Consider the following 16091-nt stretch of genomic DNA (forward strand, 5'->3'; position numbering starts at 1 on the left):
GCCGCCATGCAGGAATCCATCAAGCTGCTGCAGGTTGAACTGGGCGGCGCGCTGTCTGGTCAGTTGCTGCAGCAGTCCGGTTTTGAATACCGCTACCTGCAAGCTTCTGCCACGCAGCCCGCGGTGGGCTTGCTGATGCCGCCCAGCCAGCTTACCTGGCGCGATGGCGCGCTGTTCCCCGTCATGGATCAGAATTTGCCGGAGGGTGATTTATTCAACCGGCTGCGCCAGCACTTTCCCAAGCAGCCGATGACTGCCATGCGTCTGCTGGCGCTGATGGGGCGCAATGGCATCGGTCGGCTGGGCTACGGCGTACCGGGCCAACCACCGGCCCCACCGGCAGAGCCCATTGCCCGCAGCACCTTGCTGCGCATGCCTTTCACGGAGCAGGTGTTTGACGATTTGGTGATGGCCTATTTGGCGACGGGCATGGGCGTAGCGGGCATGCAGCCCAAGATCATGGTGCCCGACCGGGCCACGATTCCCATCCCCAACCTGATCGTCAAGACAGGTAGCGCGGCTTACCCTGGCTTGGCGGCCAACGAGTTCATGTGTTTGCAAGTCGCCCAGCGTGCGGGCATTGACGTGGCGCAGGCGGAATTGAGCGACGATGGCCAGATGCTGCTGGTGGAACGCTTTGACATTGCCGCTGATGGCCAGCGCCTGGGGTTTGAAGATGTGGCCTCCTTGATGGGGCTGCGTGTGCGCGACACCCTGTCTGAGCGCAAATACCACGGCAGCTACCAGAGGGTGGTCGAACTGCTGGGGCTGGTCACACGCCAGCGCGAAGATTTGCAGCGGTTTTTTGAACAACTGACGCTCTCGATCATGGTGGGCAACGGCGATGCGCACCTGAAGAATTTTGGCGTGCTGTACCAAGGCGTGGCAGACGACATTCGCCTCTCGCCCTTGTACGACGTGGTGACGACGCGCATTTATCGCTACCAGCGCTCTCCCGGTGGCCCCGAGCTGGAAGACAACACCATGGCGCTGCGCCTGTTTGCGGGCAAGGGCCAGCGTTCCAAAACCTACCCTCTGCCCGATGAATTGCTGCACTTTGGCCGCCAGGTGTGCCAGGTACGCAACCCCGCCCAGGTACTGGCCCGAATCGCCCAAGCCATGAGCGAAACGCTGCATGCTGCCCGCGGCGATGCCCGCATACCGCACCGCCTATATGAACAAATGGTGCCGGTGTGGGAGGCGGGGATGGGGTATGCAAGGGCGTTGGCGGGGAAGATCAAGGTATGAACTGGAATCGTCACCATTTTCCTTTGCGTTGGCGCCCTGGCCAGCTTGCCCGTCATGGCGGTGTGCTCCTGGCCTGGATGCTGGTGCGCGCTGGCGCACAGGCCGCCACAGTCATCCTGCTGGCGCGTGTTCTGGGGGCTTCGTCGTATGGCGCCTTCGTCGCCACCATTGCTGTGGCAGGATTTGTCGCTCCCTTGGTCGGCTTGGGTCTATCCAACATCGTCCTGCGCAACGGCGCGCGTGATCCAACGCACCTGCCGTATTACTTTCAGCGTGCAGCCCGGATATGGGGCATGACACTCATGCCAGGCATGGCACTGGTAGCCGCCCTTGTGGTCTGGCTGCTTCCAGCAGGCCTGCCTTTGTCTGCAATGTTTGCCGCAACCAGCGCCGAAGTGGCTGCAACGACTCTGACCGAATTGCGGGCGCGCCAGCGTCAGGCCGAGCATCAAATTGGCGGATATGGTGCGATCAACGCGGGATTGCCGCTCTTGCGCCTGGTAGTGCTTGGTCTGCTCGTCGGCGGTGCTGGCATGTTGACACTATCCGATGCGCTGTGGGCCTATGCTTTCGCCAGCATGCTCTACATCCTGCTTCTGATGCCCGGAGTGCGCATGCCTCACACAACCTCAACGGCAGAACCCACTGAGGACATGACGCTAGGCAGTGGACTTGCATTCAGTCTGGCGGCGTTGGCGATGCGCTTGCAAGGCGAGTTCAACAAGCCCATTCTGGCGCGCTTGGGTACCAACCTTGCAGGCAACTACAACATCGCACAAAGGGCCGTGGACATGGCCAGCTTGCCTCTGATGGCGCTGCAGGAGGCCTTGTGGCCCCGGCTCTATGCTCAGGCCAACCCGTTGCCGCAATTGCGGCGCAGTGGATTGATGTTGATGGCTCTGGCGCTGTTGCTGGGTTGCGGATTGTGGCTGACGGCCCCACTATTGCGATGGATCGTTGGAAGGGAATACGACGAAGCGATATCCGTCTTGCGCATGCTGGCATGGCTCCCTTTGCTGCAGGTGGGGCGATCTCTATTAAATTTCCACATCATCTACTGCGGGCGCATGGCCCTGATCGGCTGGGCCTGCACACTGGGAGGCGCAGCCAGCGTACTGGGCGTACTGGCATTCGTGCCTGTTTATGGCGTGTCTGGCGCCGTCCTGACGAGCTATGCAGCCGAAATACTCATGTTCGTCTTTTTGGCATACTGCACAAAAAAGATATCGCGCCCCAGAAAAATTTAAAAATCACTTCTCATGCTTGAAGATTTTCGTAATTCAACAATCTTGCGAGCACCTTTGCTGGCACTAACGAGGAAGGTATTCGGATTGCTTCAGGGCGGTCCGGGGATTTTCCAACGAGCCGTTTATGACGCCATGTCGGTACCCTACATCGTGACCACGCACCAGGAGCATTATGTCGTCTCCACAAAAGACAAAGTGATAGGGAGAGAGTTATTTTTGCGCGGTGAATTTGATTTCAAAAAATTTCAAACTGCCTTGACCATATTGAATCGAGAGGGGCAATCCTGCCCTGCACACCTGATCGACGTAGGCGCCAATATTGGATCGATTACCATTCCAGCCATCAAACGAGGATTGGTAAAAACAGCCACAGCAATTGAACCACACCCAGACAACCTTCGATTGTTGAAGGCCAACCTCGCCTTGAATGATTTGGACAGCAAAGTAAATGTAATACCGCAAGCAGTAGGCAAAGAATCCGCTACAACACTATATCTGAACGAATCGCCCACCAACAGTGGCAATCACAGCATAGGAGTCAATGGTATACCGATAAAATGCATGCGACTGGATGATTTACCATTCCCCCCAAACTCACTGCTATGGATGGACATAGAAGGCTATGAAGGGCACGCACTCGCGGGCGCAGCACATTTGCTCGCAACAGGCATCGCGATAGTGTGTGAATACAATCCGCTTTTTTTGAATAAATCCAAGGGTGCGACAATGTTCAGGGAAGCATTGAATAACAGGAAAATTTTCGAATTGCAAAATAATACAAAAACACAAACAAACCTAGCTGCCATTGACGATGAATTATCGAAACTTCCGTGCACTCAACAATGGACAGATATAATCGCAATTCAAAAATAATTCAAGATGCAGCCATTGCTTTCCATCATCATACCAACATATCGCCGCCCCACCTTCCTTGAAAAGGCAATTACGAGTGCGATCTATACAACAATAAACGATGATATCGAAATTCTGGTTGTCCCAAACGGTCAAGATGGCACCTGGACAAAAATTGCAAATAATTTCAGCAACGACACCAGGGTTCGCTGGCTGCCATTGCAAGAAGCAAATGCCTGTGCCGCACGCAATCATGGCCTGAGACATGCCGAAGGCAAATACATAAGATTTCTTGATGACGATGATGATTTATTGCCTGCTGCCGCAGATCAATTGGAACTTATTGAAACGAACGATCTGGATATATGCTCCGCGCCTCTTTTGAATAAATTCTCAAATAATACGTCTCGCGAATTTTTCAAGATGCCAAAAACGATGGATTTTGTATCTTTGGCGTTTTTATCCATATCTGCCGGATTTGGTCTCACGCAAGGTTCAATTTTCAAAAAATCCCTCATTCAGGGCATATCATGGCGCGAAGACACCGTGTTATATGATGATTATTTCTGGATTCTGGACGTGGCCGAAATTCGGGAGCTGCGTTGGCAACCGACGCATGAGCCTGTCGCCACCTATGTCCAACACAACGGAAGTCGTTTGTCACGTGTTGCGCGTAACAGCACGAATTCGCAAGCACCGGTTGATGCCATTTTGCGCCTGCATCAACACCTGCGTACTTCAGAAAGGCTTACGCCAGAGCGCACATCTGCAGCCGCCAAAGCCCTGTTGACGCATGCCCACTCGGTGTTTCCCGCCAGCCCCTTCTACCTTGGATCAATCATCCAGCAGGCACTGGCGATGGATCCGTTAGCAACGCCTCAGCACCCTTTTTTCACCAAACATCCGAAATTAGCTCGTCACTTGCTGGCAAGCGAATGGGCTTTGCTGCCCACACGATACCTGACTCGGAGTTATCGGCGCGCTATTTGGGAAATAGGCAAATTGGTTTCGCCAAAAAATCCCTGAGCAAATGCCCGCAATGGTCTCAATGTACGGTAACGCACCGCACGCAAAATGGCACGGGTCAGCAGAGGGAAAATTCGAGACAGGCGCATGCACCAAGCTTGATATGGCGTACTCGCGAGTTTTCCCGCCAGGAGCCAATGCGAACTCACCAGAAATCGTTCATATGCCTCGCTGGCTGGCCCACTGCTGGCGGAACCTTGATGCCCTAGCAAAACACCTTCAAGCAGGATCAGTTGCCCTCCTTGTTTTCTCCAACGCCACGACAATTCAACATCCTCGCCATACATGAAGAAATCCTCATCAAACAACGGCTGTGTATTATCCGCACGTTGCACCAGAAGACAACAGCCGCTTAGATAAGCAAAGCTACCCGGCAAATGCCTGTGCGTAACCAGCGCAAACCACGGTTGATAATACAACCAGCCTTGTTTGCGACCGGTCTGGAAAATCATCGGAGCCAGCAATGCATCACCTTCCACGCTCTGCAGGCGCTCCAAAAATACATGCTGCATGCCTGGGACAATCTGGGCATCATTGTTTATCAGCAGCACAGGGCCAGAATATCCAAACGCCCCGAGCATGGCCAATGCAGCATTCATCCCTTTGCCAAAGCCAAGATTTTCCTGATTTTCACCCCATAGCAGGCGGCCATCGCCTTCGAATCGCTCCTGAAGGGCGCGTAGCGTTATTCCCCCATCAGCCGAGTTATCCCAGATCAGTACCGGTGCCCAACCATCGGCCAACAAACTTTCGATGCAAGCGGCGGTGATTCCGGGCTCTCGATAATGAATGGTGATGGCTGCGGTCACGTATGTCTTTCCGGCAATCCGCAGTACATATTAATGTAAGCATCCAACATCGTCGAAATGTCATAGCTGGCAACAACGGTGTCACGTGCAGCCCGGCCCAAGTTTTCATGTTTGGTGGGATTTTCGGCCAAGTCCCTTATGGACTGGGCGATGCCCGCCACATCTTCACGAGCGCAGAGCACACCATTCACGCCATCGGAAATCACTTCTTCCACCGATGTGCCGCGCATGCCGATGGCAGGCAGCCCGCAGGCCATGGCCTCCATCACCACCTGAGGCAAACCCTCGCTGCGCGACGGAAACAAGAACGCATCGGCTTCCTGCATCGCGGATACTACTGCCGATGCAGGCAGCCGACCCAGATCATGCATGTTGGATGGCATGTGCGATTTGTCATCTGCGGCTGCCGCACCACCGGTATAACGTAGCTCAAAGCCGTCTCCCAGTTCGCGCATGACTGGCGCAAGCAGGTCCACTCCCTTGCGCGCCATCCAGCCACCGACAAAAAGCAATTGGAACGGCCGCTGCAGCGGACGCTGCCGCCTTCCGGGCCGAAAAAACTCCGTATCAACGCCGTTATGTATCACCTCGATTGGCACATCGCATAGCGTTTTACGCGCCATGTCTGTCACGAAATGACTGACCGCTACCACCTGAGATGCGCGCCGCATGGTACGGCGCTCCCGCGGCGCAATCCACCATCGGTGATAAGCGCCGCGCAACCAGCCTTTGTAAGGCAGCAGGACCGGATCATGGACCGCATGGTGCAGCGTGGCCACTACAGGCAGGTGCCCTGGGAGAAATCGTGGGTGCAGCCAGGTATTGACGTGGCAAATGCTCGCCCAATCGGGTGCCTTGGGAATGGCAACCGTCCACGGTGCAAATTCTGCACGTAGTGGCAGCCAACTGATGCCTGCACGCAGCCCGCGCTCCTGCAAACCGGCCACCAGGCGCTCGGTAAATACGTCGGTGCCCGTGCCAGCACGTACAGCGGGAAACCAGATGGCGGGCGAGGCTGACATCATGGGCGCGGCCGCTCCAGTCGGTAGATCAAGGTAGGGATGATGGGAACAAGCGACTGCAACAGGGCGTCGGGAACGCGCCGCAACAGACGGTTACCCCAACTGTGCGGGCGCTCGATATCAAAAGTGACACGCCAACCTTGGAGACACAGGTTATGCCAGCGCAATGCTATAGCCTGAAGCAGCGTTTTCAGCTGAGCCACCTCCAGTGGTTCGCAGTCATAAAAATCGCCCTTCCCGCGCCAGCGCAGATAGGGACTGCGCCGCGACGGTGGCAGTGTGAGGTGCGTGGCGAAATAGCGCGCAATACCACCGGAGCCACAGCCAATTTCGAGCAACTGCAACGGCGACGTCTGAAGAGTGAAGCCCAGCAGGCGTTCAGTTTTCAGTGCCTTGAAGCGACGGGAAGCCAGATCGGTAACGGCGTGCGCGTGGCGCGTGGTAGGGGACATGGGCGGCCGAGCCTTCAGCTCATCAGCTCATTGCGCATTTTTTCGCCCAGCAAAGGCCAGGCAAATTGGGCTGCGAAAGAGCGGCAACCGGCTTGCCAGACAGCTGTGCCTTCGCCCAGCAAAGTCACTGCTGCCGATGCCAGAGCACCATAGTCACCCGGTGCCACGAGATGGCCAGATACGCCCTCTCCGACCGCATCAACGATGCCGCCCGTTGCAAAAGCAATTGTGGGCAAGCCATGGGCGGTAGCTTCGACGGCGACCATGCCGAAGCCTTCCGGGTCGCCGGGCAGATGGCGCACGGGGAAGATGTGCAAGGCGGCGCTTTCATAGGCACAAGCCAGTTCCTGTTCGTCGGTGATCACGCCCAGAAAACGGAGGTGCTGGCCAATGCCTGCTGCGTCGGCAACGGCCTGGATGCTGGGGCGGGTTTGCACGCTGGCGTGCAGCGAATCGGCAGGAGCCTCGCCGACCACGACGAGCACGGTGTCGGGCGCGGCCTGGACGATGGCGGGCAGGGCGCGCTGGACGAATTCGCGCAGGCCCTTGCGGGTGGTCAGCCTGCCCACCGACAGCAGCAGGCGGGCGCTGCCCAGGTTGTGGCGGGCGCGAAACGCTTGCAGTGCTGCCACGCTTTGCGGTGTCTCCGGCAGGGTGACGCCAGGGTGGATGATGCGGATTTTGTCTGCCGCCACACCCAGGCCACGGGCCAGTTCGGCGGTGGGCTGGCTGTTGGCGATGACGCCGTCCATGTGCCGGATGGCAGGGTGCCACAGGGCGCGGTAAACGGGGTGTTGCACGGCGGCGTCCAGCCCGTGCAGATACACATGGGCGCGAGCCCCACTGGCGCGGGCGACCAGCCAGGCGGCGGGGGCGGTCAGGCCGCTGCCTGCCAGCACGATGTGCGGCTTGAAGCGTCGCGCCACAGTGACGGCTTGCCATGCGGATGCCAGCAGGAAACGCGGCAGCGGGCGCAGCGGCACTTCCACCACCGGCACGGCGGCAGGGCGCAGCGCGGCGCTGCCCTGCGGGCCAATCACCTGCACCTGCGCGTGGCGCGAAAGCTCGTCGGCGATGTGCCAGTTCAGCCGCTCCATGCCGCCCACCAAAGGAGGTAGGTTGCGGGTTATGAGAAGGATGCGGGGCACGCACATGGGGGTATATCAAGTGTCCTTCGGCAATCGGGAACTCAATTTCTCGTCAGCCAGACGGATCAACATTTCAGCCTGCTGCAAGCACTCCTGCAAGGCTTGATCGGTCACCATTTCTCCCTCGTAGTCGCTCAGGTTACGCTGTTTGCGCAGTGCATCCAGAACACGAATGGTGACGGGCGTGACATCAAGGGTATGCACCAAGCATTGGAGCGTTGTTTGATGGTGCCCCGGCCTGTTGGTGGAGGTGCGCCAACCTCGTGCATGCAAGGCTGCATCCGCAATGGCGCGGATGGCTGTGTACGCACAGTCAAATCGGGTTTCCATACTGTTTTCGGTGCGCTGGGCATCGTACAGACGGATACGCGCCGTAGACAGCATTTTTTGCAGAAGCTGTGCGGAAAAAGGAACCTTGTCCAGTTGGCCTATCCGTGCCAAATTATTCAATTCTTCTTTAGACATGCAGTTCCCCTTGCAGCATCAGGCGTGGCTTGGCCAATAAATCTTGAACGAAGGGATTGCCCTCGGCCCGTTTTTGTGCCCATTCTGCTGGAGCCATGACCTTGGGGTTGATTTCACGGCCCAGCAAAGCTTGCGCGGGGTGCAGAGCCTCAACCGCCTGCGCAAAGCTGATGCGGCCCATCAGCAGCACATCCACGTCACTGCCCGCGTGTGCACTTCCGCTGGCCATGGAACCATAGACAAAAGCCAAGTCAATATGCGGGCGAAGTGGGGCAAGGGCCTGCTGCAGCACATCGGTCAGGCCGATGGTTTTACGCACCAGGGCTTGCAATTCCGGAAACACCGGATGCTGGTTGTTGACCCGAAACTGGACCTGATTGCCAACCCGTTGGCTGTGCAGCAGGCCTGCATGGGACAGCGCATCCAGTTCTTTCTTGAGTGAGCCGGGTGCGGCCGACGCCTGGCGAGCCAGCTCACGCAGGTGAATGCTTTGCTCGGGATGCATGCACAGCCAGGCCAGGGCTTTGCGGCGAGTCTGGTTGGGAAAGAGCAGTTCGGAGAGCATTGAGAATGTTCCAAAAACGGAAACAATTGTTCTTAAAAAAGAAACATTTTATGGTCTGTATCAAGCGTTCGTCAATGCAAGCAGGGCGCCTTGAATCCGAACGGTCATCGTCAAGATTCAAGCTGCGACGACCTTGCTGCTCGCTCCCAGCCGACCTCGCGTATCCACAATCAGCTGCGCGTGCATTTGCAGCAGCGCATAGTCGAAGCGATCGTGATCGGTGGCCAGCACCAGACAGTCGAACCGAGCGATGTTTTCGGGCGTGACCGGCACGGACTGCAGGTCGAAGGCGTAGTTGCGCTTCTTGGGGAAGGTTGGCACGTGCGGATCGCTGTAGGCGACCTCAGCGCCTTTACCCTGCAGCAGGTCCATGATTTCGACAGCGGGGGATTCACGCGTGTCGTCGATATTCTTCTTGTACGCTAGGCCCAGCACCAGGATGCGGCTGCCCTTGATGGCCTTGCCGCGGTCGTTGAGCGCGTCGGCCACCTTGCCCACCACCCAGTGCGGCATATGGTGGTTGATCTCGCCGGCCAGTTCGATGAAGCGGGTGTTCACGCCGTATTCGCGCGCCTTCCAGGTCAGGTAGTAGGGGTCTATGGGGATGCAGTGCCCGCCCAGGCCGGGGCCGGGCTTGTAGGGCACGAAGCCGAAGGGCTTGGTGGCGGCCGCGGCTATGACTTCGTGAATGTTGATGCCCATGGCGTCAGCGACGATCTTCATCTCGTTGACCAGGCCGATGTTGACGCTGCGGTGGATGTTTTCCAGCAGCTTGGTCATCTCGGCCGCGCGGGTGCTACTGACGGGCACCATGGTGGCAATGGCGTGTTCGTACAAGGCCTTGCCGAGCGCGAGACAGGTGGGGGTGGTGCCGCCGATGACCTTGGGGATGTCTTTCGTGCCGTAGTGCGGGTTGCCGGGGTCTTCACGTTCGGGGCTGAAGACCAGCGCGCAGTTCTCACCGGGTACCAGGCCGCGCTTGCGTAAGCGTGGTGCAAGCACTTCATCCGTGGTGCCGGGCCAGGTGGTGCTCTCCAGGCTGACGAGCTGGCCGGCGCGCATGTGGGGCAGTGCAGCTTCAACGGTGTTGACGATGAAGCTCAGGTCTGGCTCGCGGTGCGCGTCCAGCGGGGTGGGCACGCAGAGGATGAGGGCGTCAACCTCGGGAGTGCGGGTGAAGTCGGTTGTGGCTTCGAAGCCCTGCTGCAAGGCGCACTGGATCAGTTCCGGAGTGAGGCGTTCGATATAGCTCTGCCCCGCATTGAGCCGCGTTGTCTTGGTGGCATCGATATCAAACCCAATGACCTTGAGCCCTACTTCGGCAAAGCGCAACGCCAGCGGCAAGCCGACATAGCCGAGACCATAGACACCAATCACCACAGCTTTGCTGACGATGCGATCGTGGAGGAACTGAAGGTGCGACATGGGATAACCTTTTCTCACCCGTGAGCTTCTCACATCAGACGAGACTTTGGATATCTTTGCCGCTGTATTCAGACAGCCGCCAGCCGCTGCACGGTATCGGGAAACTTCTCAACCAGACGAATCAACAGAGCAGCTTGGGCGTTGGGCTTGGCCCGGCCTTGTTCCCAGTTCTCCAGCGTGCGGGGGTTGGTGCGCAGGTAGCTTGCGAATACGGGGCGCGACAGGCGCAGGCGCTCACGCAGGGCAAGCAGTTCGGCAGCCGCAATATCGGGCGCGTGCTTCACTTGCACCTCGTGCGTGCGCAGTGTTTGCTTGCCCTGGCGTTCGTCCGACAAGGCTTCAAAGCCTTCGGTCAGTTCCGCAAACAGGTTTCGCTTTTTCATCGACGGGCCTCCAGTTCGGTTTTCAGCATGTTCCTGGCACACCAAGGTGAACGACCTCTTGCGCGCGGACATCAAGGCCGGTCGTCTCAAGGCAATGTCTTGATCCAATCAGCCGCCTGCGCCCGGCTGGCAGGCGCAGGGAGCTATTCAAACCGAAGCGATGCGGGAATGGATTGCCGACGGCGATGGCTACAGCGCAAACCGCTCGCGCAGGATGCGGTTGACGCGGGTTTGCCAGCCGTCACCGGTGGCGCGCAGCACGACCAGCAAGTCGGGATCAAGGCGCAACTTGACGGCTTCCTTGGTGGCCGCCGCCTTGGGACGTCCGCCCAGTTTGGCGCGCAGCGGCGCGGGCAATTGATCAGCCCGCAGTGCGTGGGCCACTTCGGGCGCGCTCCATTCGGGGTTGTCCGCATCGACTCGTTCAGGCTTGGGTTGCTTGTTCATACCTTTTGACCTCTCGCGCATTGGCCTTGCGCAGGCTGATGACCCGCACGCCCCGGGCCGTTTCCGTGAAGACCAGCGCATGCACGCGCCCGGCCAGCGGGCCCAGCGCGCGCCAGCGCACTTCGCCGTAGTCGCGGCGGTTGTCCGCCACATACACGGCACCCTGGAAGTCGAACTGCGCCGCCGCATCGAACGCAATACCGCGCATCGCCACATTGCGCTCGCTTTTGGCTGCATCGTAGCTGATTTCCACTTGGTTATTGTACCCCCATGAACCGGTATCCAATTTTCTGCTGAGGCGGTTGAGAGCCGTAGGATTTCGAGTGCGCTGAACCGATAGGACATCCATATTGTCTTTCCATGCCCGCTTGTACGCTGCTACGCGCTGCTTGCAAAGACGATCAAATAGTTATTGCGCAATTTTGTGTAATTGTGCAAGACTACACACATGGATAGTGCAGCGCTCATCAAGCGAATCAAGGCGGATGGATGGGTGCTTGTGCATACCGTTGGTTCGCACCATCAGTTCAAGCACCCGACGAAACCGGGCAAGGTCACCGTGCCACACCCGAAGAAAGACCTGCCGCTGCCCACCGTGCGCAGCATCCTCAAGCAAGCCGGGCTCCGCTGAGAAGGAGCCTTTTGAGAAAGGAAAACCAAGTGCTCTATCCCATCTACGTTCACAAAGACCAAGGCTCGGCCTATGGGGCAATCTTTCCGGATTTCCCCGGCTGCTTCACCGCAGCGGATGAGCTCAAAGACCTTCCCGCGGCAGCTCAAGAGGCTGCAGAAGCCCATTTCGGGGCCGATGGCGATCCGATCCCCGCCCCCAGCTCTCCGGAAGCCTGGGCAAAGAACAAAGACTACCGGGGCGGGTTCTGGCTCCTGGTGGATATCGATCTGAACAAGGTTCGCTCGCGCGCGGTTCGGGTGAATATCAGCCTTCCGGAATCTCTCGTCGGCCGCATCGATGAAGCAGCGCGCCGCCGCGGGCAGTCTCGTTCAGCCTTCCTTGCCATGGCAGCAGAGCGTGAGATGGCTCTAGCCTGATTGGTCGGCCCTGAAAAATTGGTTTTTTCAGGCGGTATCTGTCAACGTAGTTGTCCGCTTTTTCAAGCTGCCCCTGGCTCGCCGCATGGTGCGATGGAGGCGTGAAGGCGCGCGATCTGCTACGCAAGGCATACAGGCTCCTGATCGTCAGGCTATGCCTCATACACAAAAATAAATCAGGACAGGCTCCGCAACTTCAATTTCAGGAAAACACCACCTCGACCATGCCAGCCGCCTCGGGCTGCTGGTCAGGCCCCACCACAATCTGAACCCGCCGCCCCAACTGTGCGGAGAAGCGCGGGTAATGCTGTCGTTCAGCAGTCATGTAGTGCGTTCAGGTTGAATCGAGGGGTCGCCCATTTTGGATTTTATCTATGTCTGATTCGGAATATTGAATTGACTAATCCGGGATTGCGTCTTTCTGATCGTGTCAGAACAAGTCAAATAAAATGAAAAAGCAGTCACCGGACAGCGCTATGTTCAAAACTTCAACCTGTCCTTCATGAAGGACATTTTTCTTGAATTTAGCAATAATCATCTTATAATCGAGACATTTATAGGCCAGATGCTTCCCATCCGCACCACTGCCGACTTGGGTTTGGCCGTCCGCAGCGCCCGCCAGGATGCGGGCCTGAAAGCCACCCGGGTAGCCGCCCAGGCGGGGCGCAGCCGCGACTTGCTGCACCGGCTGGAGGGCGGCGGCGATGTCACCACCAGTGCCTTGCTGGACGTTTTGCACAGCATGGGCTACACGCTGCGGCTGGAAAAGCTGGCCTTGCCCACGCTGGAGGAAATGCGCCAGCGCTTTGCCGACGACGATGACGAATAGGCGCCGCCGCCATGCAGGCATCCATCAAGCTGCTGCAGGTTGAACTGAGAACCGTTCGGCCACCGACGGCCGGCATGATCGAGACCCGTCTTGGATCGCCCTGCTGGATCGTCATGTGCTGGTGGCAGCGTTTTCAAGCAAAATCTACCGCAAACGCCCACCCATCAAGCGCTGAAAGCTATCAATTTATATTCATCACGGCTCTTGACTTCTCGTGCATTGGTGTTGCGCGGGCGGATCGCCCGCCGCCCCAAAGCCGCCCTCTTGGGCAAAGGCCGGCTCGAAGTCCAGCATGTCGGTGCCGCGCATGCCCACCCCCCGAGCCACTGCGCGCCAGCCCGCCACGGCCTGGGCCACTTCGCTCCAAATCGCCTGCGCTTGCGCAGCATCCAGCCTGAAGTACGACGCGGCGGCCATCAGCATGTCCCGGCTGTCGACGGCGCCTGTGTCCTCGGTGAGCCAGGTCTTGCTCTCCCGATGGTCGCCCGGCATCGGGTTCAGGTCGAAGGCCGGCGACAGGCGCCAGCCGCGCCGGCGCGCGTCGTACAGGAGGCCGGTGTTGCGCAGGTGGTCGTCGGTATTGCAGATCAGGAAGTTGAAGACCAGCCGGCGCCACAGCTCATGGATGTCGGCGATCGGATCGGCGCCCGACTGAAGCAGCGCATCCACCAGTTCGGTGTGGGCATGCGTCGCATCGCGACCATCGGACTGGAGCACCGTCGCGGCCGACACGTAAGGGATGCGCGCCTCGTCATCCACCTACATCACGAAATCCGCGGGGTCCAGTACAGGCGTGCCGCGGTCTTCCTGCCGCAGCTTCGCATGGGCGCGCCGGATCACGCGCTCGCCCCAGGCGTCGGGCGCGGTGTCCTCCAGCGCGAGGAAGAACACCTGCCGGGGGTGCTGCACGCCGGCCAGACATGGCCGCAGCCATGGCGAGCATTTGCAACGACGCAGACCGCCCAAGCCAGGGATGCGCCGCGCGCCAGGGACTTGTTCAGCGTTGCCTTTACGGCAAAAATTCCTGGAGCCCGCCTTGAATGGGTATTTTTCGCCACCACAAAATAATCATTGATACCGGATTAAATTGCCTCTACAATTTAAACCGTGCGCTACACATTCGATCTCGCCAAGCAAGCAGCCAACGTGGCCAAACATGGCGTGTTTTTCGCGGCGGCCCAAGACTTCGAGTGGGAAACTGCCTTGGTCGAAGTGGACAACCGCCACGCCTACGGTGAAATCCGCTTCACCGCCGTTGGCTTGGTTGGTGAGCGCGTGTACGTGATGGTCTTCAACCTGCGCGAGACTTCCGTTCGAATCATCAGCCTGCGTAGGGCAAACAATCGTGAGGTTCGCCGCTATGCAAATCACATCTAAGTCGGGGCGCAAGCTCCACGTACCCACCGAAGCAGAAGATCAAGCCATCAACGCCGGGATCGCTCAAGACCCTGACACCCCCGAACTCGGTGCCGAGTTCTTCGCCAAGGCCAAGCCCGCGCCTGAAGCGCTCGGCCAACAGGTTGTTGCGGCGCTCAAACGCGGTCGCGGGCGGCCTGTTGGCAGTGTTGCCGAGCAAACCAAAGAGAAGGTGAACCTTCGCCTTGATCCTGACGTTCTGGATGCCCTGCGCGCTTCTGGGCGAGGGTGGCACACCAAGGTGAACGACCTCTTGCGCGCGGACATCAAGGCCGGTCGTCTCAAGGCAATGTCTTGATCCAATCGTCAACTGGCAAGCGCAGGGAGCTATTCAAACCGAAGCGATGCGGGAATGGATTGCCGACGGCGATGGTTACAGCGCAAACCGCTCGCGCAGGATGCGGTTGACGCGGGTTTGCCAGCCGTCACCGGTGGCGCGCAGCACGACCAGCAAGTCGGGATCAAGGCGCAACTTGACGGCTTCCTTGGTGGCCGCCGCCTTGGGACGTCCGCCCAGTTTGGCGCGCAGCGGCGCGGGCAATTGATCAGCCCGCAGTGCGCGGGCCACTTCGGGTGCGCTCCATTCGGGGTTGACCGTGCTGGAGCACATGGAGAAGCGCGACGCCGAAGATTTCATCGAGAGCCCCGCCATCCTGCGCAACCTCATCGCCGGAGGCTGGGCGTGATGCAAGTCTCCACTCAACGCGAATGCTGCGCCACGTACTTGCGCAGCACGCCATCCATGCGCGACTGCCAGCCCTCCCCGGTGCTGCGGAAGAACTCGACCACCTCCGGAGACAACCGGATCGTGGTTGACACTTTGGTGGGTGTCTTTTGCGGGCCGCGCCGACGGATACCCAGCGTCTCCTGCAGCGCCAACGGCAGCACCTCATGGGCAGGCCGGAACTTGGCCAAGTCCTCTGCCGTGAGTTCGCGAACCTCGCCGTCCGCATCAATCAGTGGTGCGCGCTTGCTCATATGCCTTGACCTCCCGGCTGTTCGCCCTGCGAAAGCTGATCACACGAATGCCACCTTCGATCGGAGTGAAGCAGAGCATGTGCAAGCGCTGGTCCAGGTAGCCAGCAGCCACATAACGCACCTCCGGGTAGACCTTGCGGTCATCCACACCAACGATGGCGCTGCTGAAATCAAACTCGGCCGCCCGCTCGAACGACAGTCTGCGACCGGCGATGTTTCTCTCGTTCTTGACAGGATCGAATTCGATCAGCACGGGTTAATTGTGCATACGATCAGGGATCAAGGCAAGCAAATCGTATGTACGAATCTGTGTGATTTGACAGGCCCTCAGCCAAAAAAACTTCGGACTGGCAGCGTCAACTGCCAGCCCGACGTCCGAACCCACACGGCGCCAACCGTGTGATCTCTTGACCCGCAACCCTTCTCACAAGGAAACAGACTCCACAACACTCGCACCCGCACCGGCAATCCAGGCTGAAGGGAGCCAGACGATTGCTTCCGCCCCTCAGCAGTCCAGCGCTGGAACAATCGAACCAACCTCCAACCCGATCACCGCCTTCGATGTGTTAAGCCAGATCGAGGAAATCGGCATTCACTGGTGGAGCGTCATCGACGACACATTGGAAACACATCACGCACGATATGCTGCGTCGCCTGGATCCTAACGAACGCCAGGACCAGACTGCTACCAACAACTGATTGAACTGGGGCACTTGAAATGCCACCCAA

Annotated in this window: 25 protein-coding genes; 9 read left to right on the plus strand and 16 right to left on the minus strand. The window is 58.6% G+C overall.

Annotated features, from left to right (window positions below; all coding sequences use genetic code 11):
• Positions 1–6: 6 nt before the first annotated feature.
• From K320_RS0106210 to K320_RS18625, 4 genes are read left to right on the plus strand one after another with little or no spacing between them, the layout of a single operon-like run.
• Positions 7–1248, plus strand: coding sequence for a type II toxin-antitoxin system HipA family toxin (locus tag K320_RS0106210; protein WP_024537978.1), 1242 nt, complete (start codon positions 7–9; stop codon positions 1246–1248).
• Entirely contained in the window at positions 1245–2495 is a 1251-nt protein-coding gene (locus K320_RS0106215) for a lipopolysaccharide biosynthesis protein (protein ID WP_156913850.1), read from the plus strand. The genes K320_RS0106210 and K320_RS0106215 overlap by 4 nt, the downstream gene beginning before the upstream one ends.
• Before the next feature lie 12 nt (positions 2496–2507).
• Positions 2508–3368 carry an FkbM family methyltransferase gene (locus tag K320_RS18620; RefSeq protein WP_084301180.1) on the plus strand — a complete coding sequence of 287 codons (861 nt, stop codon included), beginning with the start codon at positions 2508–2510 and terminating at the stop codon, positions 3366–3368.
• A gap of 6 nt (positions 3369–3374) precedes the next feature.
• Positions 3375–4373: a glycosyltransferase family 2 protein gene (locus tag K320_RS18625; protein WP_084301181.1), complete on the plus strand. Its 999-nt coding sequence runs from the start codon at positions 3375–3377 to the stop codon at positions 4371–4373.
• On the opposite strand, the gene K320_RS18980 is transcribed toward K320_RS18625, so the two are convergent.
• From K320_RS18980 to K320_RS0106260, 10 genes are all read right to left on the minus strand, one after another.
• Entirely contained in the window at positions 4319–5182 is an 864-nt protein-coding gene (locus K320_RS18980) for a glycosyltransferase family protein (protein WP_156913852.1), read from the minus strand. The two genes, K320_RS18625 and K320_RS18980, sit on opposite strands and share 55 nt — an antisense overlap.
• Positions 5179–6207, minus strand: a complete 1029-nt coding sequence (locus tag K320_RS0106225; protein ID WP_024537981.1) for a glycosyltransferase family 4 protein — start codon at positions 6205–6207, stop codon at positions 5179–5181. Before K320_RS0106225 ends, K320_RS18980 begins: the two co-directional genes overlap by 4 nt.
• Positions 6204–6656, minus strand: a complete 453-nt coding sequence (locus K320_RS18630; protein WP_084301182.1) for a hypothetical protein — start codon at positions 6654–6656, stop codon at positions 6204–6206. Before K320_RS18630 ends, K320_RS0106225 begins: the two co-directional genes overlap by 4 nt.
• A gap of 14 nt (positions 6657–6670) precedes the next feature.
• On the minus strand, positions 6671–7753 hold the full coding sequence (locus K320_RS0106230) for a glycosyltransferase family 4 protein (protein ID WP_211236094.1): 1083 nt from the start codon (positions 7751–7753) through the stop codon (positions 6671–6673).
• A 66-nt stretch (positions 7754–7819) separates the two neighbouring features.
• Positions 7820–8269 carry a hypothetical protein gene (locus K320_RS0106235; protein ID WP_029695868.1) on the minus strand — a complete coding sequence of 150 codons (450 nt, stop codon included), beginning with the start codon at positions 8267–8269 and terminating at the stop codon, positions 7820–7822.
• The gene (locus tag K320_RS0106240) at positions 8262–8834 is read right to left on the minus strand and encodes a nucleotidyltransferase domain-containing protein (RefSeq protein ID WP_024537984.1); all 573 of its coding nucleotides are present in this window, start codon (positions 8832–8834) and stop codon (positions 8262–8264) included. Before K320_RS0106240 ends, K320_RS0106235 begins: the two co-directional genes overlap by 8 nt.
• Positions 8835–8951: 117 nt before the next feature.
• Positions 8952–10259: a nucleotide sugar dehydrogenase gene (locus tag K320_RS0106245; protein ID WP_024537985.1), complete on the minus strand. Its 1308-nt coding sequence runs from the start codon at positions 10257–10259 to the stop codon at positions 8952–8954.
• A 68-nt stretch (positions 10260–10327) separates the two neighbouring features.
• A complete protein-coding gene (locus tag K320_RS0106250) occupies positions 10328–10642 on the minus strand; it encodes a helix-turn-helix domain-containing protein (protein ID WP_024537986.1) in 315 nt (104 codons plus the stop codon).
• Between the two features lie 189 nt (positions 10643–10831).
• Positions 10832–11089, minus strand: a complete 258-nt coding sequence (locus K320_RS0106255) for a BrnA antitoxin family protein (protein ID WP_024537987.1) — start codon at positions 11087–11089, stop codon at positions 10832–10834.
• Positions 11067–11438, minus strand: a complete 372-nt coding sequence (locus tag K320_RS0106260) for a BrnT family toxin (protein ID WP_245593829.1) — start codon at positions 11436–11438, stop codon at positions 11067–11069. Before K320_RS0106260 ends, K320_RS0106255 begins: the two co-directional genes overlap by 23 nt.
• Before the next feature lie 99 nt (positions 11439–11537).
• Here K320_RS0106260 and K320_RS0106265 point away from each other — a divergent pair, with 99 nt between their 5' ends.
• Together K320_RS0106265 and K320_RS0106270 are read left to right on the plus strand one after the other, a co-directional pair.
• Positions 11538–11720, plus strand: coding sequence for a type II toxin-antitoxin system HicA family toxin (locus K320_RS0106265; RefSeq protein WP_024537989.1), 183 nt, complete (start codon positions 11538–11540; stop codon positions 11718–11720).
• 29 nt (positions 11721–11749) lie between these two features.
• Positions 11750–12139, plus strand: coding sequence for a type II toxin-antitoxin system HicB family antitoxin (locus K320_RS0106270; protein ID WP_024537990.1), 390 nt, complete (start codon positions 11750–11752; stop codon positions 12137–12139).
• A 202-nt stretch (positions 12140–12341) separates the two neighbouring features.
• On the opposite strand, the gene K320_RS19620 is transcribed toward K320_RS0106270, so the two are convergent.
• Positions 12342–12464 (minus strand): hypothetical protein, encoded by a 123-nt coding sequence (locus K320_RS19620; protein ID WP_281172609.1) that lies wholly within the window; start codon positions 12462–12464, stop codon positions 12342–12344.
• Positions 12465–12704: 240 nt separating this feature from the next.
• Between K320_RS19620 and K320_RS0106280 the strand changes: the two genes are divergently transcribed.
• A complete protein-coding gene (locus K320_RS0106280; RefSeq protein ID WP_024537991.1) occupies positions 12705–12968 on the plus strand; it encodes a helix-turn-helix domain-containing protein in 264 nt (87 codons plus the stop codon).
• Between the two features lie 195 nt (positions 12969–13163).
• Here K320_RS0106280 and K320_RS18045 read toward each other — a convergent pair whose 3' ends face one another.
• Positions 13164–13727, minus strand: a complete 564-nt coding sequence (locus K320_RS18045; RefSeq protein ID WP_051384845.1) for a type II toxin-antitoxin system HipA family toxin — start codon at positions 13725–13727, stop codon at positions 13164–13166.
• The gene (locus tag K320_RS19460) at positions 13728–13877 is read right to left on the minus strand and encodes a hypothetical protein (RefSeq protein ID WP_245593830.1); all 150 of its coding nucleotides are present in this window, start codon (positions 13875–13877) and stop codon (positions 13728–13730) included. It abuts the gene before it with no gap.
• Positions 13878–14075: 198 nt separating this feature from the next.
• On the opposite strand from K320_RS19460, the gene K320_RS0106290 reads away from it, so the two are divergent.
• Positions 14076–14345: a BrnT family toxin gene (locus K320_RS0106290; RefSeq protein ID WP_024537992.1), complete on the plus strand. Its 270-nt coding sequence runs from the start codon at positions 14076–14078 to the stop codon at positions 14343–14345.
• On the plus strand, positions 14329–14682 hold the full coding sequence (locus K320_RS0106295; RefSeq protein WP_051384846.1) for a BrnA antitoxin family protein: 354 nt from the start codon (positions 14329–14331) through the stop codon (positions 14680–14682). The genes K320_RS0106290 and K320_RS0106295 overlap by 17 nt, the downstream gene beginning before the upstream one ends.
• Positions 14683–14757: 75 nt before the next feature.
• Here the strand turns inward: K320_RS0106295 and K320_RS0106300 are convergent, their stop codons facing one another.
• From K320_RS0106300 to K320_RS0106315, 3 genes are all read right to left on the minus strand, one after another.
• Positions 14758–15021 (minus strand): BrnA antitoxin family protein, encoded by a 264-nt coding sequence (locus tag K320_RS0106300; RefSeq protein WP_211236095.1) that lies wholly within the window; start codon positions 15019–15021, stop codon positions 14758–14760.
• A gap of 62 nt (positions 15022–15083) precedes the next feature.
• Positions 15084–15362, minus strand: a complete 279-nt coding sequence (locus tag K320_RS0106310; RefSeq protein WP_024537995.1) for a BrnA antitoxin family protein — start codon at positions 15360–15362, stop codon at positions 15084–15086.
• Entirely contained in the window at positions 15337–15615 is a 279-nt protein-coding gene (locus K320_RS0106315) for a BrnT family toxin (RefSeq protein WP_024537996.1), read from the minus strand. Before K320_RS0106315 ends, K320_RS0106310 begins: the two co-directional genes overlap by 26 nt.
• Positions 15616–16091 lie beyond the last annotated feature (476 nt).

The organism is Comamonas badia DSM 17552 (assembly GCF_000484635.1).
GTDB classification, from domain to species: Bacteria; Pseudomonadota; Gammaproteobacteria; order Burkholderiales; family Burkholderiaceae_C; genus Comamonas_C; species Comamonas_C badia.

Coding starts and splice junctions, on each gene's coding strand:
- K320_RS0106210 (WP_024537978.1), top strand. CDS start 7: ATGCAGGAATCCATCAAGCTGCTGCAGGTTGAACTGGGCGGCGCGCTG.
- K320_RS0106215 (WP_156913850.1), top strand. CDS start 1,245: ATGAACTGGAATCGTCACCATTTTCCTTTGCGTTGGCGCCCTGGCCAG.
- K320_RS18620 (WP_084301180.1), top strand. CDS start 2,508: ATGCTTGAAGATTTTCGTAATTCAACAATCTTGCGAGCACCTTTGCTG.
- K320_RS18625 (WP_084301181.1), top strand. CDS start 3,375: ATGCAGCCATTGCTTTCCATCATCATACCAACATATCGCCGCCCCACC.
- K320_RS0106225 (WP_024537981.1), bottom strand. CDS start 6,207: ATGATGTCAGCCTCGCCCGCCATCTGGTTTCCCGCTGTACGTGCTGGC.
- K320_RS18630 (WP_084301182.1), bottom strand. CDS start 6,656: ATGTCCCCTACCACGCGCCACGCGCACGCCGTTACCGATCTGGCTTCC.
- K320_RS0106230 (WP_211236094.1), bottom strand. CDS start 7,753: ATGGAGCGGCTGAACTGGCACATCGCCGACGAGCTTTCGCGCCACGCG.
- K320_RS0106235 (WP_029695868.1), bottom strand. CDS start 8,269: ATGTCTAAAGAAGAATTGAATAATTTGGCACGGATAGGCCAACTGGAC.
- K320_RS0106240 (WP_024537984.1), bottom strand. CDS start 8,834: ATGCTCTCCGAACTGCTCTTTCCCAACCAGACTCGCCGCAAAGCCCTG.
- K320_RS0106245 (WP_024537985.1), bottom strand. CDS start 10,259: ATGTCGCACCTTCAGTTCCTCCACGATCGCATCGTCAGCAAAGCTGTG.
- K320_RS0106250 (WP_024537986.1), bottom strand. CDS start 10,642: ATGAAAAAGCGAAACCTGTTTGCGGAACTGACCGAAGGCTTTGAAGCC.
- K320_RS0106255 (WP_024537987.1), bottom strand. CDS start 11,089: ATGAACAAGCAACCCAAGCCTGAACGAGTCGATGCGGACAACCCCGAA.
- K320_RS0106260 (WP_245593829.1), bottom strand. CDS start 11,438: ATGGATGTCCTATCGGTTCAGCGCACTCGAAATCCTACGGCTCTCAAC.
- K320_RS0106265 (WP_024537989.1), top strand. CDS start 11,538: ATGGATAGTGCAGCGCTCATCAAGCGAATCAAGGCGGATGGATGGGTG.
- K320_RS19620 (WP_281172609.1), bottom strand. CDS start 12,464: ATGACTGCTGAACGACAGCATTACCCGCGCTTCTCCGCACAGTTGGGG.
- K320_RS0106280 (WP_024537991.1), top strand. CDS start 12,705: ATGCTTCCCATCCGCACCACTGCCGACTTGGGTTTGGCCGTCCGCAGC.
- K320_RS0106295 (WP_051384846.1), top strand. CDS start 14,329: ATGCAAATCACATCTAAGTCGGGGCGCAAGCTCCACGTACCCACCGAA.
- K320_RS0106300 (WP_211236095.1), bottom strand. CDS start 15,021: ATGAAATCTTCGGCGTCGCGCTTCTCCATGTGCTCCAGCACGGTCAAC.
- K320_RS0106310 (WP_024537995.1), bottom strand. CDS start 15,362: ATGAGCAAGCGCGCACCACTGATTGATGCGGACGGCGAGGTTCGCGAA.